The sequence below is a fragment of the Pseudoduganella sp. GW821-FHT12E03 genome, from assembly GCF_058807115.1.
Window position 1 is genome coordinate 866,703 of sequence record NZ_JBXAQJ010000001.1, and the last position, 24,436, is coordinate 891,138.

At 59.7% G+C, this 24,436-nt stretch carries 15 protein-coding genes; 9 read left to right on the forward strand and 6 right to left on the reverse strand.

From position 1 onward, the window contains the following. Positions 1 to 8 precede the first annotated feature (8 nt). Positions 9 to 2,285, reverse strand: coding sequence for a DOMON domain-containing protein (locus AC1RRC_RS03375; protein ID WP_493053837.1), 2,277 nt, complete (start codon positions 2,283 to 2,285; stop codon positions 9 to 11). Between the two features lie 197 nt (positions 2,286 to 2,482). Between AC1RRC_RS03375 and AC1RRC_RS03380 the strand changes: the two genes are divergently transcribed. Further along, positions 2,483 to 4,567 (forward strand): ATP-binding protein, encoded by a 2,085-nt coding sequence (locus AC1RRC_RS03380; RefSeq protein WP_493053838.1) that lies wholly within the window; start codon positions 2,483 to 2,485, stop codon positions 4,565 to 4,567. A gap of 31 nt (positions 4,568 to 4,598) precedes the next feature. On the opposite strand, the gene AC1RRC_RS03385 is transcribed toward AC1RRC_RS03380, so the two are convergent. Next, positions 4,599 to 7,109, reverse strand: coding sequence for a M4 family metallopeptidase (locus AC1RRC_RS03385; RefSeq protein WP_493053839.1), 2,511 nt, complete (start codon positions 7,107 to 7,109; stop codon positions 4,599 to 4,601). A gap of 273 nt (positions 7,110 to 7,382) precedes the next feature. Between AC1RRC_RS03385 and AC1RRC_RS03390 the strand changes: the two genes are divergently transcribed. From AC1RRC_RS03390 to AC1RRC_RS03405, 4 genes are all read left to right on the forward strand, one after another. Beyond that, the gene (locus AC1RRC_RS03390) at positions 7,383 to 7,835 is read left to right on the forward strand and encodes a cache domain-containing protein (protein ID WP_493053840.1); all 453 of its coding nucleotides are present in this window, start codon (positions 7,383 to 7,385) and stop codon (positions 7,833 to 7,835) included. Continuing rightward, the gene (locus tag AC1RRC_RS03395; RefSeq protein ID WP_493053841.1) at positions 7,810 to 8,577 is read left to right on the forward strand and encodes a substrate-binding periplasmic protein; all 768 of its coding nucleotides are present in this window, start codon (positions 7,810 to 7,812) and stop codon (positions 8,575 to 8,577) included. Before AC1RRC_RS03390 ends, AC1RRC_RS03395 begins: the two co-directional genes overlap by 26 nt. Before the next feature lie 53 nt (positions 8,578 to 8,630). After that, entirely contained in the window at positions 8,631 to 9,410 is a 780-nt protein-coding gene (locus AC1RRC_RS03400) for a metallophosphoesterase family protein (RefSeq protein WP_493053842.1), read from the forward strand. A gap of 123 nt (positions 9,411 to 9,533) precedes the next feature. Continuing rightward, complete coding sequence (locus tag AC1RRC_RS03405; protein WP_493053843.1) at positions 9,534 to 11,735, forward strand: OsmC domain/YcaO domain-containing protein; 2,202 nt, start codon at positions 9,534 to 9,536, stop codon at positions 11,733 to 11,735. 197 nt (positions 11,736 to 11,932) lie between these two features. On the opposite strand, the gene AC1RRC_RS03410 is transcribed toward AC1RRC_RS03405, so the two are convergent. Beyond that, positions 11,933 to 12,484 (reverse strand): hypothetical protein, encoded by a 552-nt coding sequence (locus AC1RRC_RS03410; protein ID WP_493053844.1) that lies wholly within the window; start codon positions 12,482 to 12,484, stop codon positions 11,933 to 11,935. Positions 12,485 to 13,054: 570 nt separating this feature from the next. Here AC1RRC_RS03410 and AC1RRC_RS03415 point away from each other — a divergent pair. Both AC1RRC_RS03415 and AC1RRC_RS03420 read left to right on the forward strand, forming a co-directional pair. Beyond that, complete coding sequence (locus tag AC1RRC_RS03415) at positions 13,055 to 13,837, forward strand: HeH/LEM domain-containing protein (protein ID WP_493053845.1); 783 nt, start codon at positions 13,055 to 13,057, stop codon at positions 13,835 to 13,837. A gap of 269 nt (positions 13,838 to 14,106) precedes the next feature. Beyond that, entirely contained in the window at positions 14,107 to 15,102 is a 996-nt protein-coding gene (locus AC1RRC_RS03420; RefSeq protein WP_493053846.1) for a hypothetical protein, read from the forward strand. Positions 15,103 to 15,381: 279 nt separating this feature from the next. On the opposite strand, the gene AC1RRC_RS03425 is transcribed toward AC1RRC_RS03420, so the two are convergent. The 3 genes from AC1RRC_RS03425 to AC1RRC_RS03435 form a co-directional block, all read right to left on the reverse strand. Further along, the gene (locus AC1RRC_RS03425) at positions 15,382 to 18,456 is read right to left on the reverse strand and encodes a diguanylate cyclase domain-containing protein (RefSeq protein WP_493053847.1); all 3,075 of its coding nucleotides are present in this window, start codon (positions 18,454 to 18,456) and stop codon (positions 15,382 to 15,384) included. 254 nt (positions 18,457 to 18,710) lie between these two features. Beyond that, entirely contained in the window at positions 18,711 to 21,467 is a 2,757-nt protein-coding gene (locus AC1RRC_RS03430; RefSeq protein ID WP_493053848.1) for a S8/S53 family peptidase, read from the reverse strand. A gap of 114 nt (positions 21,468 to 21,581) precedes the next feature. Further along, entirely contained in the window at positions 21,582 to 22,103 is a 522-nt protein-coding gene (locus AC1RRC_RS03435) for a PEP-CTERM sorting domain-containing protein (RefSeq protein ID WP_493053849.1), read from the reverse strand. Between the two features lie 833 nt (positions 22,104 to 22,936). Between AC1RRC_RS03435 and AC1RRC_RS03440 the strand changes: the two genes are divergently transcribed. Both AC1RRC_RS03440 and AC1RRC_RS03445 read left to right on the forward strand, forming a co-directional pair. Beyond that, a complete protein-coding gene (locus AC1RRC_RS03440; protein WP_493053850.1) occupies positions 22,937 to 23,119 on the forward strand; it encodes a hypothetical protein in 183 nt (60 codons plus the stop codon). Positions 23,120 to 24,062: 943 nt separating this feature from the next. After that, positions 24,063 to 24,422 carry a hypothetical protein gene (locus tag AC1RRC_RS03445; RefSeq protein ID WP_493053851.1) on the forward strand — a complete coding sequence of 120 codons (360 nt, stop codon included), beginning with the start codon at positions 24,063 to 24,065 and terminating at the stop codon, positions 24,420 to 24,422. The last annotated feature ends 14 nt before the right edge of the window (positions 24,423 to 24,436 follow it).

Consider the following 24,436-nt stretch of genomic DNA (forward strand, 5'->3'; position numbering starts at 1 on the left):
CGTGCGCACTACATTTCCCACTGCACCTTCAACGTCATCCCCTTGCTGGCGCCGGGCAGCGCGCCGTTGGCATCGGTGGTGGCGCCCACCGAAACGACGCGGCCATGGCGCGCCGTGTGTTTATACAGTAGCGAACGGTGGCGGTAATTTTCGCTCCATGGTTCCAGTACCGGGCCCGGCAAGCGCTCAGTGGAGGTGTTTTGCACGATCATGCGCAACGCATCGCGCGGGCTCGCGTGCAGGGTGCCGACCCAGCGCCAGCCGTAGTCGATATAATCCTGGCGGTCGCCGTGCTTGACCCATACCCGGTTCCAGCGGTGGTCCGATTCCAGGCTCCAGCCGCCCGGCAATGGAAAGCGCAACGCGGCTTCCAGCTCCAGCATGCCGCCACGGCCGACACGGTCGGCATCGACATCGAGCTGCCGTCCCAGGCTCCATTCCCCTCGCAGCTTGGTGAACCACGGCAAGGGCGAACTTTCCACACCCATGTGCACGGCCGGCACCTTGTGCAGCGCCAGTCCGGTGCGGCCGCGCTGGCGGTCGAACCCCAGGTCCGCCCAGAAGCGGGTCTGGCGCGCGGTATACAACCAGATGCCGGGACGGATCCAGCGCTGCACCACTTCGCCACCGGGAACACCGGCGCGCGGCGCGGACAATGTCCGGTTTTCGTGCAATCCCAGGTGCAATTCGGTTTCGTACGCTTCCAGCGGCGCGCCGACGTCGAAACGCTGCGGCCCCATGCGGCGGTTCAGTTGCACCTCGCCCTTGACGATGCCGGCCTGCGGCACAAAGCCATTGTCATTGACGAATTCGGTGCCGATCACTTCCAGCTGGGCCATGTTGAACCAGTCATCCGAGCGGTAATCCAGCTTGCCCCAGGCATATCCGCCATTGCGGGCCGGGCCTTGCACGGGGGGCCGCAACACCTCATCCTGCGGATCGAACAGCGCGCTGGTGTGCGATGCCATCACGGTCCACGCCAGCTGCAGATGGCGGTCGCCGCCGGACGGCTGGCCGTCCGCCGCCGGTTGGCTATTGGCAGGCTTGCGCCACTGGCCATCAAAACCCAGCACCGTGTTGCGTCCATGCCGCCCATAGTCGCGGTCGGACAGGAACGCACCCGCCACCACTTCTTCGCCATGCCGGCGCGCGCGCAGCAGGGTTGCGGTGCTGGCGCCGGCGGCGGCAAATTCGTGGGTTTCATAGGCGGCGCCGCGCATGACGACACCGCCGGCCCGGTCCGACAGGCTCAGCGCGGTGGCGTCGGCGGCCGCGCCGCGCCACGTGGCGCGGGCGCCCCAGCGCGGGTCGGCCACCGTGCGCGAATAAAACGCTGGCAAGCGCATGCCCAGCACATCGGCGCTCTCGAGGAAAAAGCCCCGTTTTTCCGGCAGGCTGCGGGCAATTTGCGCGGTGCCGGTGCTGGTCGGTTCGTCGATTTCCACCTGTGAAAAATCCGGATTCAAGGTGGCGTTGAACACCCAGTCCGCGCGGGGCCGGGCGTTGATGTCGAGGCCGATGCTGGTCTCGCTGCCGCGTTTGCCATAGTCATTGTTGCGGCGGACCGTCAGCTCGGGCCGCAATTCCCAGTAACGGCGGTCTTGCACCACCGGGATCACTTCCGCCATGCCGGCAATATCATCCATTTCCGCAATAAAGTGCAGCGCACCTTTTTTCAACGGCGCACTGAGCAGCAGCATGCCATCGGCTTGCGGCACGCTGCGCTCGATCATCAGGCGCCACGGCCGCGCGTCGCCATAGGGAAAGCGCAGGCTGGACAGGGGCCAGCGGATTTCCATCGAATACCCGTCCGGCAGCCTGTGCACCGCGCTTTCCACGGGAAAATCCGGGCCCAGGTCGTCTTCGTCTTCATCGCTGCGATAGATGCCGTCGCTCATGACACCGGCCACGTTGACCCGCACAAATTGCGCGGAACGGCCGTGTCCGCTCGGGTCGATCCAGACCCCGATATAGTCCTGGTCGCGGTCCACCTTGTCGCGCCGCGCCAGGGTGCCGCGCGGCTGTTCGCCGGCCGCATGCCAGGCGCGGATACCGAACACCAGCGCATCGCCATCGATCAAGACCCGCACCGCGGTGCGGTATGCGGCCGGCGCCTCCATGCCGTCTTCCGGTTCGAACTGGTAAAAGCGGTCGTTTTCCACCGCGCCGGTCCAGACCGGCTCATCCATACGGCCATCGATCCGCAGCGCCAGCGGCGCGCGGGAAACCAGGGCGGCGATCCCGGCACGCGGTTCGGCCGCCTGCGCGGGCAAACCCAGGAACATGGCACTAAATAGGAGCGAAGCGGAACGGCGTTTCAACAGCGGCATAGAGGTATTGAGGTATTGAAGGGGAGCAAAGCCGAGCATTATACATTTAACAATATGGTGCGAATGCGTAAATTATTCGGCAAGGAAATAGTCTACTGACATCGTGCGCGATAAGCTGCTACAGTTTCATTACCGCACTAGGAATGTCCCCCATGACCCTGTTCCCACAATCCAGTTTGCTGGCGCAACGAGCCGTGAGCAGGCGCGAGCTGGGATTGCTGGCGGCGATCCTCATCGCCTATGTCGCACTGGTGGCGGCGTTGGCGCCGTTTTCCGCCACGCCGTGGCCACGTTTGCCGTACATGTCGGCGATTTATGCGGTCGGGATGATGATTTTGCATGGCTTGACGGCGTTGCTGCTGGGCTTTGAATACAAAAGCCGGCCCGGGCAGCCGTTGCGGCTGCTGGCGGTCGCCTATGCCTACAGTGCGGTCATGGCCTTGCTGCATCTGTTGACGTTCCCTGGCGCAGTGTTGCCGGACGTGTCCTTGCTGGGCCGCCCTGACACCGTGGCGTGGCTGTACCTGGCGTGGCAGACTGGTTATGTCGTGCTGGCCGTCACGGCGATCATGCAGCAGGCGCGCGGTCCGGGTACGCCAGCCACAGGCCAGGCCGCCAGCGGCGGCCAATCCGGCGCAATCGGCGCTACCGGCAATACCCGGCTGCGTCCGGCCATGCTGTCCATGGTGGGCGGTGTTGCCGTCCTGTATGCGGTGGCCGCCTGGCTGCCGCTGCCGCGCTATTTCGTGGGCGATCAATTCCTGCATTTCGCCAATTGGGCGACCTGGGCCATGGCCGCCGTGGTGGTAGCCGGTATTGCTGTGCTGATTCGGAATCCCTTTACCCACGTCTCGCTGTTTTCATGGCTGAGTATTCCCCTGTTGGCGATGCTGGGCGGAATTATCCTCAGCACCATCGGTGGCGGCCGCTATACCATGGGCTGGTATGCGGCGCGCGCCAGTTATTTACTGGGTGGCACGGTGATGCTGGTGCTGTTGCTGGAGCGGATCGCGCGGCTGCAGCAATCGCTGGTCAGCACGGTCGAGTCGCTGGCCAGGCAAACCCAGCATCTGCAAGCGGAAATCCAGAAGCGCGAGGCCACTGAAATGATGCTGGTGCAGGCGCAAAAAATGGAAGTGGTCGGGCAACTGGCGGGCGGCATTGCGCATGACTTCAATAACTTCCTGCAAGTGGTCAATATGCGCATGGAGTTGCTGCAGCATAAGCTGCGGGAACACAACATCGACGAAGACTTTTCCGTGATCCGGCGCGGCGTGCGGCGCGTACAGTCGCTGATCCAGCACTTGCTGTCGTTTTCCGGGCGGCGCAGCTATCAACCCAAGGTGGTGGATTTGCAGCGCTTGCTGCCTGATTGCGTGGATTTCGCCCGCGCCACCATTGGCGTGCGCATCGATGTGCAATTGGCGGTGGAAAACGGCACGCCGCCCATCCTGGTCAATCCCAGCGAACTGGAAGCGGCCATGCTGAACCTGATCGTCAACGCCCGCGACGCCATGCCCGAAGCGGGGATCGTGCGGGTACGCGCGGAACGCTTGCGGCTGGCGCCCGGCAACGCGCACCAGTTGGCGCCGGGCCTGTATGCGGAACTCAGCGTTGCCGATGCCGGCACCGGGATTCCCGCCGAGGTGCTGCCGCATGTGTTCGATCCCTTCTTTACCACCAAGCAGGCCGGCAAGGGTACCGGCCTGGGGCTGGCGCAAGTGTATGGATTCGCCCACCGCCAGGGCGGCACGGCGCTGATCGCGTCCGAGCCGGGCAAGGGGACCGTGGTGCACATCATCTTGCCGGCCGCCACGCCGGGCGCGGGAACGTACAGCGACGATACGCAGCCGGTTTACTCGACGGCCCGGGGCGGCAGCGTGCTGGTCGTGGATGACAACAAGGCGGTGGCCGACGGCAGCCGGGCCTTGCTGGAACAACTGGGTTACCTGGTGACGGTGGCGCACAGCGCCGATGAGGCGCTGGCGCTGCTGGCATCCGGCCAGTGCAAACCGGCGATTGTGCTGTCCGATATCGTGATGCCGGGCACCATGGATGGCATCGGGCTGGCGCGCACGCTGCGCCAGCGTTATCCGCGCATCGGCGTATTGCTGGCGACCGGGTTTTCGCGCGACGACAACGATGCGCTGCAGAAGGAATTTCCGATCTTGCGCAAACCGTATTCGATGCGGGAATTACAGGAAGGCATGTTGGCGGTGCAGGCGGTGCCGGCCTGAAGCGAACAATCGCGGCGCCGCCCGGCCCTGGTTAATTGAGCAGCAGTTTCACCTTGTCCACCACGAACGAGGTCTGCATCGACGAATCTTCCGTCGCCGCGAACGACAAGGTCACTGTTTGCCCCTTATACGGCAGCAGGTTGAACGATTTCACCGTATAGCCTGCCGCCTTGTTCAGGTTGGAATACGTCGCCAGGGTGCCCAGCACCGTGCCCGCGCTGTTTTTCACGGTGACGGTCAGCTTGTCATAGACCGTGCTGGCGGTGGTTTCCGCGCTGTCGATATGCAGCGCAAACGACAGCGTGGCGGCGCCGGCGCCGGACGGGATCGCCACCGATTGCGTCAGGGTTTCCGTCGACGTGACGCCATTGCCACCCAGCCACGCATATTTGGCGCCGTCATAGGCCGCCTGGCCGGCCCACGATCCGATCACATTGGCGCTGCCGCCCCAGTTGGTGGCGCCGCTTTCAAACGAGCCGTTCTTGATCAAATCGAAGGTTTCCGGGCCGGTCGAAACCAGCAGAATCGCATTGTTCGACTGCACGGTTTGCGCAATCGGCGCCGAATCCGTGACTTTCACGGCAAAGGAAGCGCCGCTGTCGATACCCTGCGCCGTGAACGCGTACGATGGCTGCGTGGCGCCGGCAATCGTGGCGCCATTGCGCAGCCACTGGTATTTATAGGGGGCGGTGCCGCCGGTGGCCAGCACCGAGAAGGTGGCGGTGGTGCCGATTTGTACCGACGCCGATTGCGGCTGGGTGCCGATGGCCAGGGCGGCGCTGGTTTCGCCCGGGTCGGTCCCGACATTGATGGCGGCATAGGCGCGCGTCACGGCGATGGCTTCGCGCGACCCTGCGCCATAGAGCTCGCTGGCGGCCTGGATCATCTTGGCGCGGGCGTCGGCATAGTTGGTCGATGACGTGAATTTCGTGGTGGCCGCACGGAACCAGATGCGGAACGCTTTGTCATTGCCGATCCCGGTCATGGCTTGCGGCGCCTGCGTCAGGTAAGCGCTGTACATTTCACTGGAGCTGCTGGCGCTGGAACCCTGCGACAGGAAATAGTACATGCGGTTGTTCGGACCCGACGAATAATGCGGATTGAGGGCATTCAGGGTGCTGGACCAGGCGTCTTTGGACCCGCCATCCTTGGACGGCTTCCACATCCAGCGCAGCGGCGTGCCGGTCGGCGAGATGTCTTTGCCCATCATCCAGTCATTGCCGGTGGCGGGAATGGCGCTGCCGGTCCCGCCATTTTTTGCATAGGCTTCCACCATTTCGCCGGTAATGTCGGAGAACGATTCATTGAGGCCGCCGGATTCGCCGGAATAGCCGAGGTGGGACGTCGCGTCCGTTATGCCGTGGCCGAGTTCATGGCCGATCACGTCCGGCGCCGCCAGCCCCCGGCCATTGGCGCCGTCGCCCAGGTACATGCACTTGCAGGACGGGTCATAGAATGCGTTGTCATAGCGAACGTCGACGTGGACGGCGGCATAGGTCGCCGTGTTCATGCCGTCGAGCGACGACCAGCCCTGGGTGTTTTTCAACAAGTCATAGGTGTTCATCAAACCCCACAGGGCGTCGACCGCGGCGGTCTGGCCATTGGCGCTGTTGGTGCCGCCGCCGGTGTAGGGCAGGCCGTCGCCCCAGACATTGGTGGCGTTGCTGTAGACGGCGCCCGGCACCGGGTTGGTGATCGGGCTGTTGGCGGCGTTGGTGACGGCCATGCCGCCATATGCGCCGCCGGCGCCACGGCCGGCGTCGAGCATCTTGTAGACGCTGCCGGACAGGGTGGTCTGGATCGGCACGTCGCCGGAATACAGGCTGTGGCCGGTGCCGGTCACGGTTTGCAGCGCGTCCCACTGGGCCAGGGTGGCGCCGGTATGAGCGCTGACCAGGGTGTCGCGGAACACCAGCTTGCCGCCGTCGGCCATGCGGGTTTGCACCAGATACGCCAGCTCGTAGCCGGTGACGCGGTCTTCCACGTCCAGCGCGTTGAGCAGCGACTCGGCCTTGTTTTCCTTGCCCGGTGCGCGCACTTGCTTGACCACCGGATAAATCACCAGTTCGGCCGACGGCGCCTGGCGGTGCACGCCCTGCGGCGCGCTGGCGCGGACCGCGGCGTTGATAGCGGCCTGTGCCGTGATCGACGGCGCCACGCTGAAGGCGCGGCCGGCGGCCAGGGTGTTGGCCGAGCCCTGGCCCAGGCCGTTACGGCGTTCGGACGCCACGGCGCTGACCAGGGTGCCGCGCGCATCGGTCACCACCACGGATTCCGCCCCCAGCACCCGCACGCCTTTATAGGTGTGGGCCAGGCGGCTGATACGGGTGCCAGCTTCGCCCGGGTGTTCCCGGGCCGGCGCGTAGCCGTGGTCGTGATCGAGGCCGCTGGTGGCATGGCCGGCAGCCAGTTTTTGCACCAGCGCGGCGCTGTCCTGCGCCGACGATTTGGCGAACGGCGGCGCCATCATGGCGGGCGCGGCCGCGGCGGACAGGCAGATGGCGGCGATGGATACTGCAAGCAGGGTTTTCCGTAGTTTCATGGTTTCTCCAGGTGGTTGATCCGGTTGATAAGAATTGCCGATTTAATAACGCCATCGGGAACATAGATAAACCGGAAACCGGAGTCAAAAAAAACGCGGAATGAGACAGGTGGCGGGAATTTTGTTAATAATTAAACATCTATCGGTTTTAACCGGATAGTGACTACTTTCAGTCCATGTGGTTTGCAGGTTATTCGCCGCCTGAAAAACGTGACAACCCTGAAAATTAGTCTTAACCTTTTCCTGTCAGCATTCTTCAAGAAAGGGTGTGCCATGAAAAAGTTTGTACTGGGTGTGATCCTGGCGCTGGCCGCGCTTGGCACGTCATGGGCGGCGGACAAAGGCACGCCGGACGAAGCCGTGGCCATGGTGAAAAAAGCCGTGGCGCTGATCAAGGCCAAGGGACGCGATGCGGCGCTGGCGGAATTCAATAACCCCAAAGGCGGATTCGTCGATCGCGACCTGTATATATTCGTGCTCGACAAGGATGGCGTGACCGTGGCCAACGGCGTCAACCAGCGCCTGGTCGGGAAAAACGTGCTACAGCTGAAAGACGCCGACGGCAAATTCTTTATCAAGAACTTCCTGGAGCTGGGCGATACCAAGGGCAAGGGCTGGGCGCCGGAATATAAATGGTCGAACACCGTGACCCAGGCGATGGAAACCAAGCAATCCTATGTTGAAAAAGTCGACAACCTCTATGTCGGCTGCGGCGTCTATAAATAAGGCCTGGCTGCGCCGCTGGGTCATGCTGCTGGCCTGGCTGGCGCTGGGCGCGGCCGGCCTGCCAGCCACTGCGGCCCGCGTCACCGTATACACCAACGCCACGGTCGCGCCGCTGGTCGTCAACAGCAAGACCGGGCTGTATCCGGAGACTGTGGCTTACCTGAACCAGTTGAAGCTCGATGGCCTCGACTTTGTGCTGGAAACCATGCCGCGCAAGCGGCTGCAGGCCGAACTCGAGAACGGCACCCTGGACGGCATCGTGATCGGCATGGCGCCGCAGTGGGTGGGCGACGCGGCCCAGGAAAAATACCTGTGGACGGAACCGTTTGCGCATGACGGGTTTGTGCTGGTGTCGCGCGATACGAACCCCTTCTTTTTCGGGCAACCGGCCGCCACCGGCGCCCGTATCGGCGTCACCCTGGGGTATGTCTATCCCGGCGTGGACGAGTGGATCGAGCAAAACAGTTTCGTGCGCGATAACGCGGCCACCGAAGAGCGCAACCTCGATAAATTGCTGCTGGGCCGGGTGGACATGGTCGTCATCACGGATTCCGTGTTCCGTTATTACATGCGCAGCCATCGCGTACGCGGCGGCGTGATTTCCGAAGCGTTGCCCGGCAAACGCACCGACCGCCGCATCCTGGTGCCGAAATCGCGGCGCGACTTGTATGACAAGCTGGCGCCCGTGATCCGCCGGCTGGGCGAAGACCCGGGCTGGAAGGTGATACAGTCGCGGTATTGAGCCGGCCATCCTCCGGCGCCCCCATTAACCGTGACGCGTTACGGAAATTCACCATGCGGCTATTGATCCTGTCCGACCTGCACCTGGAGCTCCGCCGCCACGACCCGCTGCGCTTTGACCTCGACGCCAGCCGTCCGGACGTGGTGATCCTGGCGGGGGATATCGACACTGGCGCCCGCGCCGTGCCGTGGGCGGCGCAGACGTTCGCCGGGCTGCCGGTACTGTATGTGGCCGGGAACCACGAAGCCTATGGCCATGAATTGCTGGCCGTGGAGCGCGAACTGCGGCAGGCGTGCGCCGCCACCCCGAATGTGCACTTCCTCAATTGCGACCAGCACGTGATCGGCCATGTACGCTTCCTGGGCGCGACCTTGTGGACGAATTTCGCGTTGTACGGCGCGCCGGAACAGAGCGCCGCCATGGCGCAGGCGGAAAAAATCATGACCGATTACCGCCGCATCACGCTGGCGGCGCCGGAAGTACGCCCGCTGCGGGCGGCCGACACGGCGCAGCTGCATGCGCGGCATAAAGACTGGCTGACGGCCCGGCTTGATACACCGTTTGACGGCGCCACGGTGGTGATCACGCACATGGCGCCTTCGATGCAGTCGGTGGCGGCGCGCTACGCGCACGATTTGACGTCGGCGTCGTTCGCGTCGCCGCTCGACGCGCTGGCCGCCCGGCCGGCCCTGTGGATCCACGGCCATATGCACGACTCGTTTGATTATCGCGTCGGCGCCGGCCGGGTGGTGTGCAACCCCTGCGGCTATTTGCTGCGCGGCGGCGGCAATGAAAATACCGCCTTCGATCCGGGCTGCATTGTCGAACTCTGACGTCGAACGCTAACTTCGCGGGGTGAATCACCGCTGGCGCTGGCGGACCGCTCGCTAGGCGCGACGCCGGAAACAACGGATAATAGCGGCCACATCAATTTTTGCACTATTTTTGGATTCCCCATGGAAATTAAGGTCAACTTTCTCGACAAGCTGCGTCTTGAAGCCAAATTCGACGACTTCACGGTGGTGGCTGACCAGCCGATCCGCTACAAGGGCGACGGCTCGGCGCCGGGCCCGTTCGACTACTTCCTGGCCTCGTCGGCCCTGTGCGCCGCGTATTTTGTCAAGCTGTATTGTTCGACGCGCGATATCCCGACGGAAAATATCCGCCTGTCGCAAAATAATATTGTCGACCCGGAAAACCGCTACAAGCAGATTTTCAAGATCCAGGTGGAACTGCCACCGGACATTTCCGAAAAAGACCGCCAGGGGATTTTGCGTTCCATCGACCGCTGCACGGTGAAAAAAGTCGTGCAAACGGGGCCGGATTTCGTCATTGAATCCGTGGACAACCTCGATGCCGATGCGCAGGCCTTGCTGACTCTGAATCCGGATACCGGCGCACGCACGTTCATTCCGGGCAAAGATTTGCCGCTGGAGCAAACCATCGCCAACATGTCGGGCGTGCTGGCGAACCTGGGCATCAAGATTGAAATCGCGTCATGGCGCAACATCGTGCCCAACGTGTGGTCGCTGCACATCCGCGACGCGCACTCGCCGATGTGCTTCACCAACGGTAAAGGTTCGACCAAGGAAAGCGCGCTGGCGTCGGCGCTGGGCGAGTATATCGAGCGCCTCAATTGCAACCATTACTATGCCGGCGAATTCTGGGGCGAAGACATCGCCAACGCGGACTTCGTGCACTACCCGAACGAGCGCTGGTTCAAGCCGGGCCGCAACGATGCGCTGCCGAAGGACATCCTCGATAAATACAGCCGCGATATTTACAACCCGGACGGCGAGCTGCGCGGTTCGCACCTGATCGACACCAATTCCGGCAACGTGGAACGCGGCATTTGCTCGCTGCCGTTCGTGCGCCAGTCGGATGGCGAAACCGTTTATTTCCCCTCCAACCTGGTGGAAAACCTGTTCGTCAGCAATGGCATGAGCGCCGGTAACACGCTGGCCGAAGCGCAGGTCCAGTGCCTGTCGGAGATCTTCGAACGGGCGGTCAAACGCGAAATCATCGAAGGTGAAATCGCCTTGCCGGACGTGCCGCAGGAAGTGCTGGCGAAATACCCGGGCATCGTTGCCGGTATCCAGGGGCTGGAAGAGCAGGGCTTCCCGGTGCTGGTCAAGGATGCGTCGCTGGGCGGGATGTACCCGGTGATGTGCGTGACGCTGATGAACCCGCGCACCGGCGGCGTGTTTGCCTCGTTCGGCGCGCACCCGAGCTTTGAAGTCGCGCTGGAGCGCAGCCTGACGGAATTGCTGCAGGGCCGCAGTTTCGAAGGCTTGAACGATTTGCCGCGCCCGACCTTCGTCAGCAACGCCGTGACGGAACCGAACAACTTCGTCGAACACTTCATTGATTCGAGCGGCATCGTGTCGTGGCGCTTCTTCAGCGCCAAAGCGGAATTCGACTTCGTTGAGTGGGATTTCTCCGGTGACGGCGAAAATTCCAATGCCGACGAAGCTGCGGCCTTGTTCGGCATTCTCAAGGAACTGGGCAAGGAATCCTACATGGCCGTGTATGACCAGCTGGGCGCGATGGCGTGCCGCATTCTGGTGCCGGGCTATTCGGAAATCTACCCGGTGGAAGACTTGATCTGGGATAACACGAATAAAGCGCTGTTGTTCCGGGAAGATATTTTGAACTTGCACCGCCTGGACGACGACCAGCTGGAAGCGCTGCTGGAGCGCCTGGAAAACAACGAGCTCGACGAGTATGGCGACATCGCCACCCTGATCGGGATTGAATTCGACGAAAACACGGAATGGGGTCAACTGACCGTGCTGGAGTTGAAGCTGCTGATCAACCTGGCGCTGCAAAACTTCGAGGAAGCGAAAGAGCAGGTGGAAACTTTCCTGCAATACAACGACAACACGGTTGAGCGCGGCTTGTTCTACCAAGCCATGAACGCGGTGCTGGAAGTCGAGCTCGATGACGAACTCGACCATGATGACTACGAAGTGAATTTCCGCCGGATGTTTGGCAATCCGCGCATGGATGCGGTATTCGGTTCGATGGATGGCAGCGTGCGGTTCCACGGCCTGACGCCGACCAGCATGAAGCTTGAAGGGCTGGAGCGGCACCAGCGCAAGATTGACAGCTATAAGAAGCTGCATGTGGCGCGGGCGAAGGCTGCGGGAGTTAACTAACGTTGTGGGCCATGCTTGGCCGCAGATCGTATGTCGGCCAAGCGGCGCAAAACAGTAGCGCGGCCGCATAGTCCGCAAGGTTATCTACACCACGAACGCCATTGAACCGCTTCGCCATCCAGTTTGAAGATCGGATGCAACAGGCTTAAACATAAACTTACAGATGAAGTCCAGAAGGTGTTGGCTCAGAGCCATGTTCACTTGACCCAATAGGCATGCTGGTAGTGCTGTGCAACTGCCTTGGCCTTGCTATCGAACTCGGCTCCCCTTAGGCTGCTTGCACCTGGTTTGGTGTACTCAGCCAGCAACTTTCTAATTTCAGGAAACTCCAGGGCGGCGAGCGCCCATCTTTGACGAAGAACGCCACACCAATCATGTGGCCACCATCCGACCGACGAAGGCAGCTTTTCATGTTCAATGTGAACAGAGGCTACGCCGATTGATTCCGCGTATAGGTACAGGACCTCGTCTCCTTGCTCGTCATGCTTTTTGCCGACTTCACAACCAAGCTCTATGGCTATGTTCACTGCGACGTACTTATCCTCGTAAATGGCGTTTCTCTTTTCCTGCTTCGGTTCCAGCTTGGCAGCGAAGTTCAAGGCATCAACAACTGCGACAGCCCAAACCTGTTTATCGACCCTGAGTGTCTTGTCGATTTCCCAACGGGCAGAGAGCTTCTTGGTGAGCTGTTCCAAATTTGCAACAGCGGCTTTGTAGGCCTGTTCATCGGTTGTGGTGCTTGTGGTCATGTGTTCCTCATTTCTAAGGATGGACCAATAGCAAGAATAGTGCCGTCTGTCAACATTTCAGCTACAATGACCAGTTAGCACTATGGCAGGGCATTTGGAGGTTCTGATTAGCATATTCCCCAGCAAGGTCTTCCTCGAAGTGGAGGAGGTCGCCCAATGCATGCGAGTATCCAAGGGGCACGTCCATAACCTCAAGCATGCCGACAAGCTACTTTTTTAGTTGAAATGGGGTGTTGGCGACAAGCTGCAGAATTCCATCGTTGACATGGCTAATTACCTTGACTTTAACATTTTGAACAAGGGGCGAATCATCAGCCCCCCCGGGTCAAGAACTGGAAGGCAAGAAGAAGGAAGCGAAGGTGGGACGCCCACGGGTCACTGCTAGCATGAAGGTTCGGATGTTCCGAGCTGAACTTGCCACAGAGATACTTAAGCAGGAATTATATATTTACAGAAGAGAAATCTTGGAGTTCAGATCCTGCCGTGATAGGTGCTTTATTTTTTATCATAGAAACCTGATGGGTCTTCAATTGCCTTAACAAAGAATTGCTTCGGAAAAGGTCTGATCAGATGGGTTTTTTTGATTTCTTAAAGAAGAAACCAGCGGTTCAAACAATGCAACCAGCCATGGATACGTCTACGGCTGTGACGACAGATGATGAACTTCATGTGGTCTATCGGAAGGTCTTCTTTGATCTAATGAAGGGGGTTGATGGGCTGTCTCAAGCAGAGATTGCTCAGATTGGTAGCCTCATTGTTGATGGCGATGGCGGGTATCAGAACATGGGCCGCTACTCCAAATCTGTCTTTCAGAAGTTCTTCGCTGGTCGTCAGTGGTCTTGGAAGGAATATGATTTTTGGGAGGAAGAGTTCAAAAAGTTTGGCTCTTACCCTACCCGTTGGATGCCTAACCTTACTGCAGTTCCAAGCTCAGCGGTAGCCCAGGAAAAGGTATACAGCGATTGCACGGTACCAGAGCTTAAGGAATATCTTAAGGAACATAACGTTGCAATACCAGCGAAAGCTAGGAAAACTAATTTGGTGTCGCTCGTTAAAACTATGCCAGATTTTCAATCAACTCAACGGTGGAAGGAAAGAGAAAAAGCCGTTCAGGATGGAGTCGGCTACAAGTTGTACTCGTTGCTCTTGCTATACATCTCGTTTAGAGCATCAAATGTTTATGATACTCAAAGAGAGAAACGGCTAGGCATACTGAAACATAAATTGATGTACTTAGAAGAAGGGGATAAAAAACACGTAGCCTTAGTCCTCAAGCATAATCCTGAGGCATTGCCACCATTTTTCCCGAACGATGCAACTTTTCTCCAAGCTATCGTTCCAGGGTTTGACTAACCTTACTTCTAACTATACAAAGGAGATGGGCACAGACCCGCATTCTTATCCACAACTAATTTTTTGATGTTTAACCCAGCAGTATTACCTAGCAAAAGGAATCAAGTTTAAGCTTCAACCGGATTTTCCAGCTACAACCTTTCATGCTGGTCCGCTTGAATTTTACAAACCACTTAGACATAGAACCTCAGCCATGAAGAGACAAGTTCAGATCCAAAAATAACAGGAACAAAGGCTGAACGCTCACATAGGTTGTTGTAGGTAACATCATGAGCAACATTATCGTAACCCCTGATTTTCAAGAGTTTGTTGGTGCTGATGGAACGCCTCACATGGGTATCCAAGTTGTAATACCTATTGGCGCTATCAATCCGAACTATCCTGGCCTATGCCCACGTATTAGCGAGGCAGCACTTCGGAATAACCACTTGATAAATTACATGAACGATGGTTTGCAAACGGGTCATTTGCACTACGACCCGCAGAGTCGCAATTACGTGTTCAGGACAACTTTGGCATCTAATCAGTTCATAGGCTTCTTGTTTGAGGCAATGACAGTTCGGAAACTTAAAGATAGTCCTAATGTGGCAAAGGAAGTGATTTCCTGGTGTTCACGTCGAAGCGGAAAAAGTACACCGAATTGGGATTTCATCAAGTCGTATGAAGCAATCGGAACAGGGTTGGCATACACTCAGTTGAAATACCCTTATTACTACGAGCCTACCTGTAACACTGACATCCGGTTTGTTCGTCCGGTGCAAAGGAAGGGTAAGGCACAACAGGATGGTACTGTTCCTGTTGATTTTGAACCTCTCGTTATCAATGGCACCAAAATTCCTGCTGGTTTACAGGTTAAGGCCATCACTGGTGACGAAAAATCTGAAATTATTCTTCCAATTAAACATGGCTTTTACAAGAATGTGCTGACGTATCTGTACAACGCACGGACTGGAAATCATACGTTTTGGGAGTGCATGAAAATTCTTGATCAGATGGTTACTATTGGTGAGATAGGGAGAGAAGAGCAATCACGTATCGCCAATGCTATTATTCATCCTGGTATGATTGGAATTGATCAAGGCGAAATTAGTGAATACTACAATTTCGTAATGAGAAACTATCCCTATGTGTTCACGCCTGATGATTTGTTGAATGCTGCGGCTAATCTTGAAATTTCGGGCTATGTGAAACGAAAGGGACTACTTCTTCCTAACAACATGCTGTTGCATGAGGAAGTGGAAGACCCGGACCGCTTGCCCTTCTAATTACCACACCCACATCGTCTTGCATTGTGTGGGTTGTTCAAATTCTGCTCAGGAATAGTCTTCTAACCCAAGGCTGTTCCTGATTTTTTTCTGTGTGTTTTGTGATGGACATTTTCAACCTTAAAGAAGATCCATCGAATGATACGAAGCTCAGAGAATCAGAGTTCCGCAAGAGCACGCTAACCTAAATCTCTAGTTAAGAAGTTGCGCCATACTGGAAACCTCCAGAAATACTTTCATTAGGCACATAAAACGACGCAAGGCGTGCCAGCGCGGCGCTCAAGTGCTTGCCACTTCCTCATGTTCCTCAGCCCGGTACCACACCCAGGTATTGCGCCCCGCGCTCTTGGCTTGATATAGCGCCAGATCGGCCTGCTTGTACAGCGCTTCGTCGCTGGCCTGGGTGCCATGGCAAGCGGCGGCGCCGATGCTGGCGCCGACCCGCATCCGATGCGCGCCGAAAGGAATCGGTTCGGAAACGCTGTCGACAATGCGGCGCGCGACCTGATCGACGTCCTGTTCATCGGCCGTATTGCTGAGCAAGACCGCGAATTCGTCGCCGCCCAGCCGGGCCAGGCGATCTGTTTCACGCACGCACAGGCGCAGGCGGCGCGCCACTTCCGTCAGCAGCGCATCGCCGGCATCGTGACCGAGCGTGTCGTTGACTTGCTTGAAATGATCCAGGTCGATCAGCAGCAGCGTAAACGGCGTCTTGTCGCGGACGGTTTGCGCGCGCATGTGGCGCAGTTCGTCGCTGAACAGACGGCGGTTGGGCAGACCGGTCAATGGATCGGCGTAGGCGAGCTGTTCCAGCATCACCTGGCTGGCGCGCAGTTCGGCCGTGCGCTGTTCCACCATCGATTCCAACTCCGCCTGGCGGCGCCGGTACCAGGCGATGCGCAAGCGCACCAGCCAGGCGATCGCGCCAAAGGCCAGCAAGACCGCCAGGGCGCGCACCCATGCCATCTGGTGCCACGACGGCAATGCGTGCACGGGCAGGCTGAGCGGCTCCGTCCACTCGCCGGCGCGCGTTGCGGCGCGCAACTGCAGCGTGTAGTTGCCGGGGGGAAGGTTGGTGTAGCCGAGGCGGCGCGAACCGGGCGCGGTCGGGATCCAGCCGCTGTCGAAGCCGACCAGCCGGTAAGCGTACTGCGCACGGTCGGACGCCGAATAATCGAGCGCCGCGAACTCCAGCGAGAATCCCCGTTCTTTCCCCTCGGGGGTGATTTCCAGCGCAGTGGCCACGGGAGCGTCCGTTCCCTGGATATAGCGGCCCGGCGCCACCGGCTGGTCGCCCACCGCCAGGTCGGTGACCACGACGGGGGCGCGGTAGTCGACCTCGGCCAGTTGATCGGGGCGCACTACGGTGATCCCGGTAATGCCGCCAAAGAGCAACTCGCCTTGATCGGTCAGCGCGGCGGAATTGGTCCAGTACTGGGTAATGTGCACGCCGTCGGCCACACTGAGCGCCTTGACTTCCAGGGTCGCGGTATCGATGCGCGCCAATCCCTTATCGGTGCTCGCCCACATCGCGCCTCGGCGGTCCGCCAACACGGCATTGACGCTATTGTCCGGCAAGCCATGCGTGGTTTCAATACGGCGGAAGCGCCGCCGTCCATCGGCGTCGGTGCGTTCGAGCACTTGCATGCCCCGTCCAAAGGTGGACGTCCACAGGCGGCCTTGCTGGTCCAGCGCGAGCGACGATGTAAAACCTGGCAGCAGCCGGTCGCCGGCGGCCGCGTCGGTGGGTATGACTTCCAGGCTGCCTTCGGCCGACGGCAAAAAGGCGAGTCCGGCGCGCGTGCCGATCCACAAGCCGCCATTGGGCAGCGCAAGCAGCGACGTGACGCGGCTGTCACCGAGCTTGGCGTCCTCGTGCCGCAGCACGGTCGCCGTCACGCCGGTGGCGCCCAACTTGAGCGCCCACAGGCCGTCGAGTCCGCCGACCCACAGGACGCCATCCTGAAACGCCACGGCCCACGATGCCGCGCTGCCGCTGCGGCCCGCCACCTGGATGGACTCGACCAGCTTGCCCTCGGCGTCGATCCGGAACAGGCCCTGCTGGGTGCCGACGTACACGTTGCCGTCGGGACCATTGGCCATGGACAAGACCCGCCCGGTGGGCAGGCCGCCAGGCTTGCCGGCCGCGATTTGGCCAACGCCACCGGCCGTGGGGTCGAGGATGTCGATACCGCCGCCGCCCAGCGCAACCCATACGTTTCCATCCGGGCGCGCCAGCAGGCTGGGCGCCGTGAATTTACCGTCCACCGGCAGCCCCGTGTCGCGGATGGTGGTCACGGCCCGCGGGCGCGGATCGTGCACGCTGTTCGCCGAGGTGGCGCCGACCATGATCAGGCCGCTGCGTTCGCGGAACAGCGCATAGGCATCGTTGTCGCTCAGGCTGTCGGGCGCGTCGGGCTTGTGGCGGATGCGGCGCGTGACGCCGCTGTCGGGGTCGAGCGCGACGATCCCGCCCCCTTCGGTGCCGAACCAGATTTCCCGGGGCGATACTTCAGTGATGGCACACACGCGTTGCTTGTGCAAGGCGGCATCGGGGCCACTTTCCACGACGGGGACGGCGCGATGTTCTCCCGCCGGGATCGCGAAGGCGCCCTGGTCGCGCGTGCCAATCCAGATACGGCCATTCGAGTCCTGCAGCAGGGCGTTGATGGGCGCATCCAGCCCGACCGCCGTGGCGGCCGCCGCGTTCGGCGCGCGGTAGAGCAAACCTGCCCGGGTGCCGATCCACAAGCCACCCGCGCGGTCGCGCAACAGCGCTTCAATGGTGCGGACGGCTGATCCGCGCGTGGAGGGCGGCAGCACGGTGTCCGACGAGGCGGCCAGTTTGCCGGCTGCATCCATGTGGTCGAGCCCGTTGGCGGTGCCGATCCACAAGCCGCCGGCGCCGTCGTCGGCAAAAGCGGCCACGTGCGCGTCACTGACGCCCTTGGGGCCGGCGCTGATGACGGTGAAATCGTCGCTGGCCGGGTCATAGCGGGCCATGCCGCCCGAGCTGGTGCCGATCCACAAGTTGCCACGGCTGTCCACGTGCACGGTGCGCAAAAAATTGTCGGGAAGGGCGCGGGGACGCTTGCTGTCGGCCGTGTAAAGGCGCGATGTGTAGCCATCCCAGCGAATCAGGCCTGACTGCGTGCCCAGCCAGATGAAGCCACGGCGATCCTGGGCCATCGAATGGGTCAGCGGCGCGGACATATGCTTGAATACCGTTGCGCCCATCGGGGTCCACCGGGGCGGCGCCGGGTCGGCCAGCGCGGCCGACAACGGTCCAAGCGTGCTCAAGCACAGCACAAGGGTCTGTACCTGGCGTTTCAACAGGCGGGTCAGTATCTGCATGGTGCAGCAACCATTGCTTGAAAGAACTATTTAACTATACCTCGATTCGCTGTGCGAATTCAGCAGTTTTTCAGTGCAGACCGGAATGGGACGGCCCAGAGTAACACTGTATTGTTTTTTGTGACGCGCTCGACGGGTGAAGGCGTGCTTTGTAAGCAACGCGCGGCAACTGGCGACGACAGTGCCGCCCCTGTGCACCGGTGCAGGCCTGTGCCTGTGTTTTACGATGCGCGGGGGTGGCAGGGGGCCTGAATTTATTGTGCCGGTGCGAACACCAATGTCCCGACACAGTTGCTGGTGGTGAACGTGGCGGCGAAATTGCCTGAATTCGGCACCACGCCCACGATGCAGGTCGTAGTCGCGCCATCCGAGTACAGGCGGGTCTGGTATTCCCAGTCGCGTCCGAATATCCCGGGTGTCACCGAGCGGCCTGTGGCATTGATCCATAGTTTCGGCCGCAACGGTACGCCCGGCGCCGAGGCCACATTCTTGTAGGCGACGGAGCTGGAGCAATTGCTGCGGTTGATGCCATTAGTGAGCTGCGCGGGCACATTGGTCGCGCGCGAAGCCGCCAGGAATACGGCGCCGGTTTCCACGGTGCTGCTGAAAATTGGCCCGCCGCGCTCGCCGAATACGCAGCCGTTATTGCCGAAGGCCTGGAAACTGGGGATGGATACCGCCCGCAAGTCGTCCACTTGCGATGTGCCCGGCATGCCGCTCCACCCCGCCAGTGAATCGGACAAGGCGATGGTTGCAGCAACGGGTTTCGCGCAGGTCACGTTGGCGCGGCCCGGCTTGGCGCGGACCGCCTGCAACTGCTGCTCGAACAGCGCCAGTTCATGTGGCGGGAACAGGTCGCTGTTGACGTAGTAGCACAGCACATCGAAATCGGTCACCTGTTCCTCATTGAGCTTCAAGGGAAAGCCATTTTGCGCGGTGGTGACAATGGAATAGGTGCTCTTGCCTTGCGTATCGTACGACATATCCAGATTGACCGCCGCGGTTCCCAGGCCGCCGGTGAAGCCGTCGCCATTCAAGTCAAAGCTGGAATAATCCGGCACCAGCGCAGCGCCCGCATTGGGGAAAATCGCATCCAGGAAAGCCTGTGTGTCCTGCGCGTCGAACTTCCCATCAGCGCCAACCACATCCAGGATGGCCTGGCGCACTGGATGCATGCTGGCGGCAAAGCCCTGGTCGGCGCTGAGTATTGTCGCGTAGGCATCGATCACCGGTGTCGCGGACCGTGCATCGAGAGGGCACGCCGGGGTGGTTGCATGGGCTTTGATACGGCTGGCCACCTCGGGCCCCGTCAGGTCGGGTCGCAAAGTCCATAGATACATTGCCAATCCCGCCACTTGGGGCGCCGCCATGGAAGTGCCGGACAGGGCCCCGGCCTGGGTTGGTGTCGCGTCGAGGTATGACCACACGCCGCTTGGCGTTGCATGGCGCGAGCCGATCGCCGCCACGTGGCCTTCGGTATAGGACGCGCCATAGGTGGTATTGGGCTGGCCATTGACCGTCCCGACCATCGAAAAGCCACCGTAGGTGCAGCCTGGCTTCGCCGCCGACGCCAGCGGGCCCGGCAAGCCGGGCAGTACTTCGCGGTTCTCGACCACCAGCGTGTTAGCGAGCGCCGGCGCCCCCAGGTCGGCGTCCGGGATTAAGCTGGCCGCTGTCCATGGTGCGGTATAACGCCCCACCTGTTTGCTGGCTATATCGACTATCCCTGCCACCGGGGAGTCAGAATTGCCGCAGGTATTGTTTCCCGCCGCCGCTGCTTGAAAGTAATTGCTTTCCAGGGCGGACGGCTGCGCCAGGTTGGGGCCACGCAGCAATTGCAGCCATAAACGCGCGTGTGCAATCGCCTTGGCGTCTGTCGGATGGCCGCACTTGAGTGTGTCCGCCATGCTGGTGTTGAGCACGAATTTTCCGGGTATGCTGCCCAACATCCTTTTGAAATTGAGGTCAAATCCCGTCCTGATAGTCCAGGCATCGATCAGGTAGCCGTCCACGGTTTTTTGAGCCGCGGCGCCGGAAGGATACATCCCTGTCACTTGTCCAAGATTTCCGGTGCCGCCGAAATCCCCTAATGCGATGCCGGTGACATGGTAGCCGTGCTGGCATATGGCCGTCTGGGGCGTGTTGCAACTAGCAGGAAACGCTGCGGGATTGTTCCAGTTGACTTGATTTAACGGCAACAATGGTGGCCCATTGCCGAAGATGTCGTAGATCAGGAACGCCGGCGGCGGACCGGACGTGGCGAGCGCCGACCGCGCATTCCAGGCTGCGGCGCCGCGCACGCCGAGATGGTGATCCAGGTACGGCAGCGTATTGTCGCCGTAGTTCTCCTGCGGGAGGGCCTCGGGTGTCGCGACGCCATCTTCCAGCACGATGTCGACGGCCGCATGGGCCTTCAGGGTGTCCATCAGCGTTTGCAATGCGCTCAGGCTGCCTGGATCGGGAATCCCGACCGAGACGGCGCCGTTGTTGGCAAAGCTCGACAGGATGCGGCCGTTAATGGAATTCAACATCGCATTGACGTCCGCGACCGAGGCGTCTTGCCGGAACACGACGTAAATCGCGGTGCGGATGACGCGGTTACCGGTATCCGGGTCGGTGCTGATTTCCGATGCCGGCACCACGCGGGACGAATCATGATCGGGCATCGACTGCCCGATGGTCGAGAGCGGGTCGCCCGGAACTAGGATGCCGGGCGGCGGGTTGCCATTGGGAGGCGGCACTTCCGTTCCGTTGACGATCCAGGCTATGGCTGACGGCAAGAAGGGTTGGGTGCGGTCGTGGCGCAACGTGATCGCGTCGGCCGGCGCCACTTGCTGGTTTGCCGCCAGCGCGCCCACAGTGATGGCGCCGTCCCGGATTTCCGTGCCGGCGCCGACCGACACGACTTGGGCCACGACATCCTTGCGGGCGGTGTCGTCATTGACGATGGTGACGCGATACGTATAGTCAAATACTGTGCGGGAAATCCGCGTCTCGCTGACCAGTTGCATACCCGTTACTGCCGGAGCGGCATGGAGCGTAGCTCCGATAAAACATGCGGCAAGGATTGGCAGGGCCCGGAAGGGGACGAGCAGATTCAGTTTCATGGTGAGCTCCTTCCTGATTTATCGGCGCTGCCGCGCGAGTAAGACCGCCAGCCCGGTAAGGAGCATTAACAGCCCGCCGGGTTCTGGAACCGGGCTTACTTGCAGGGGCCGCGTCATGCCGGAGCCGATGACCACGAAGTTTTCATCCAGCGTCTCGAACGGTTGCGCGCCAGGGGTTCCTTGGCCCAGGTAAGTAAAGCGCACCGAGTATCCACTCAAAGCGCTTCCCGGCCCGATTCCGCCTGCCAGCGCGAGCGCATCGAAGAAGCCATCCGCCGGGATGCCGAGGTCCGACTGGATCGCAATGGCGTCCCAATTCGCAGGCGAGGCGGCCACTGCCAGGTTGGTATACAAGCTGCGGTCGAAATAGACAGTGAATTCATTGATGCTGGGTCCGGAGGAGTCACTGGTAACCATGTAGTGATAACGCCAATCAGACCCGGCAATAAAGTCGGTGGAGAACGTAATGACGCTGCCATGCGCAGAGCCAAGCATTCCGGCGGCAAGTATTAAACCAACCATTCGATTCCGTATCGTCATCGTAGACTCCTTGTTTAAAAGCGTACTTCAGAATGAAACCCATCAATATACTTCCTGCCATCCGATAAAATGAGTGAGCATAATATGTGCCTATTCAACGTAAGCATTTAAGAACAAATGCTTGCGCCTGCAAACTCTGCAATTGCGCGCATTATTTGTAAGAAATGCCGACAAGGGTTGGCAAAGGAGTCGGCGACTCGCGTGAAGGTTGCGCCCTCGATCCGGCACAGCCAGTTGCGTTGCCTTTTGTCACCGATGACTAAGGGAATTTGCTTGCCAAACGCGGTTGCAAAGTGGCTCGAGGAAGAGGGCGCCGGAAGCCGACTGCTGCGCATGGATGAGTTTGCGGAAGTAGTCTTCCCTGGTACGAACCAGACTACCGCGAACTTTGGCGGCATCCCGCGTTCTTTAAAAAGACGAGCGCGGGCAGATAAAAAATCTCTCTCGCCGGAGAGACTCTTCAGTTTATCCCGAAGAATTGGGGACATTTTTAAGTAAGAATCTATTCAGCAGTGCGTATAACATCCGCAACAAAATGAGGAAACGGGAGTGCAGCTCGAAATCTCCCGGGGCCTGGGAAATAAGGTGCAGCGGAATGAAGGTTGATTATTAGTAGAGATTGCGACACGGCTCCGAAAAGCGATCACAGAATATCTGTGCGAGCACGCCGGCTGATTCCAGATCCACATCTATCAGCGATAATTTCGTGACGCGTCACGCAAAATATCGCTGTCCAGACACCGAAGGCAACGTCCGCCTAAACGATGCGCGATAACAGCAGCCCGATGACCAGTGAAACGGCCGCGTAGGCAATCCGACACGGAGCACGTTGAATGCCATTCGCCACGGCCTGGATGGCTTTTAGCCGGTCAATCTCACGCAAGCTCATCATCATCCTGATTCGTGATCATGATGGGCTCCTTGAGTCGAGCCTTCAGCAATCGCCAACCACCAAAATGATCGACATTTCCGGTTTGCAGAAATCGGACATTACAGCTTTGCTGCGACATGCCTAACTTCGCATAATCTATATTATGTCAAATGCGAAGTCGACGCCTGATCCTGTGCGGCTATTGCAGGATACCCCGCCACTTTCTGCTGTTTTTAAGTCCTACCCCGAAATGCCATTTCTGGCATGCAGCCGTTGTTGACCACAACGCCACGAACTACACCCGCAGCTGACTTTACCCGGCAACGTCGCTTTAAAGACTTTAAAGAGTCCGCGCTCAATGTGCTCGCCGTAATCGCCAACTGAAATCCCCCGATCGCACGGGACCGCCGGCCGCGACCGGTTTGACTATCTGTCCAGGCACTCGCACTGCCGTTCGACGCATAAACACTGGCCGCACTTCGCTGGAAATCGTCGCAAAGCATTTACGCGTTGCGCACCGCCAGGCATTTGGACGCCAGCTGGCAATGCCGTTGCCATCACTCCGTAAAACGCTCCATGCTATCAAGTGCGCATTCCGTTGCTCGTGCGGCTCCGGATGGCTGCCTCCCGTGGATTTCATCCCGTAAACGGCCGGTAGGCACTGGATTTGTGGGTTAAGCTCTGGCGGGATCATACGGGACAGTTGGTGACCATTGGGCGCCTGACGCCGTTGCCGTTCTATACATACCGGGGACATTCATGCCAGTTTGGTTTTGCCGGAATCTTGGCAACGGCGCCAGACACATGTGCCGGATTCAGCAAAGTCGACGACTGCTCGGAGCCCGGACTGGGCGGCAGTGCTGTTCCATCTGGCCCACGCCCCCTTGTGCTCAAGTAGGACATGGGGTATTGTTAATGTCATTTAGTAAATCTTATCTAATCGATATTATTGTGCATAATATCGATTAGATTTTGCGGTGACGTTTACCCGGATCGCCAGCACTTCCCCATTGCCATGCGATACGAAACTGGGCTCCGTTCAAATTCGTCCCTGATATAATCTGCCCTCCTCCTTGGACTTCCCGCCCGTGCGACAACTGTTCTGTATCCTGTTGCTGATATGCCTGCCGCTGCAAAGCATTGCCGCGCTGTGGGAACACGCGTCCGTCCAGGATGGCTTGTCGTTGCGGCATTTGGTGGAACATGACGAGCATGTCGAGCACCATCACGACGACGATGGGACGATCCATTATGACCACTCGGATGAGTCGGCCAAACACCTGCAGGACCACGCCGGATCAACACAGCCGGCCGGGATTGTCCTTGCCGCGCAACTCGTCTCCGGGACGGTGCCCCTCGTGACCCCGGCGCCGCCGGAACCCGCAACATTCCTTCCCGATCCGATACCGGATTGTCCCCACAAGCCGCCTTCCGTCGCCCTCGGCTGAGCCGCCGGGGGACC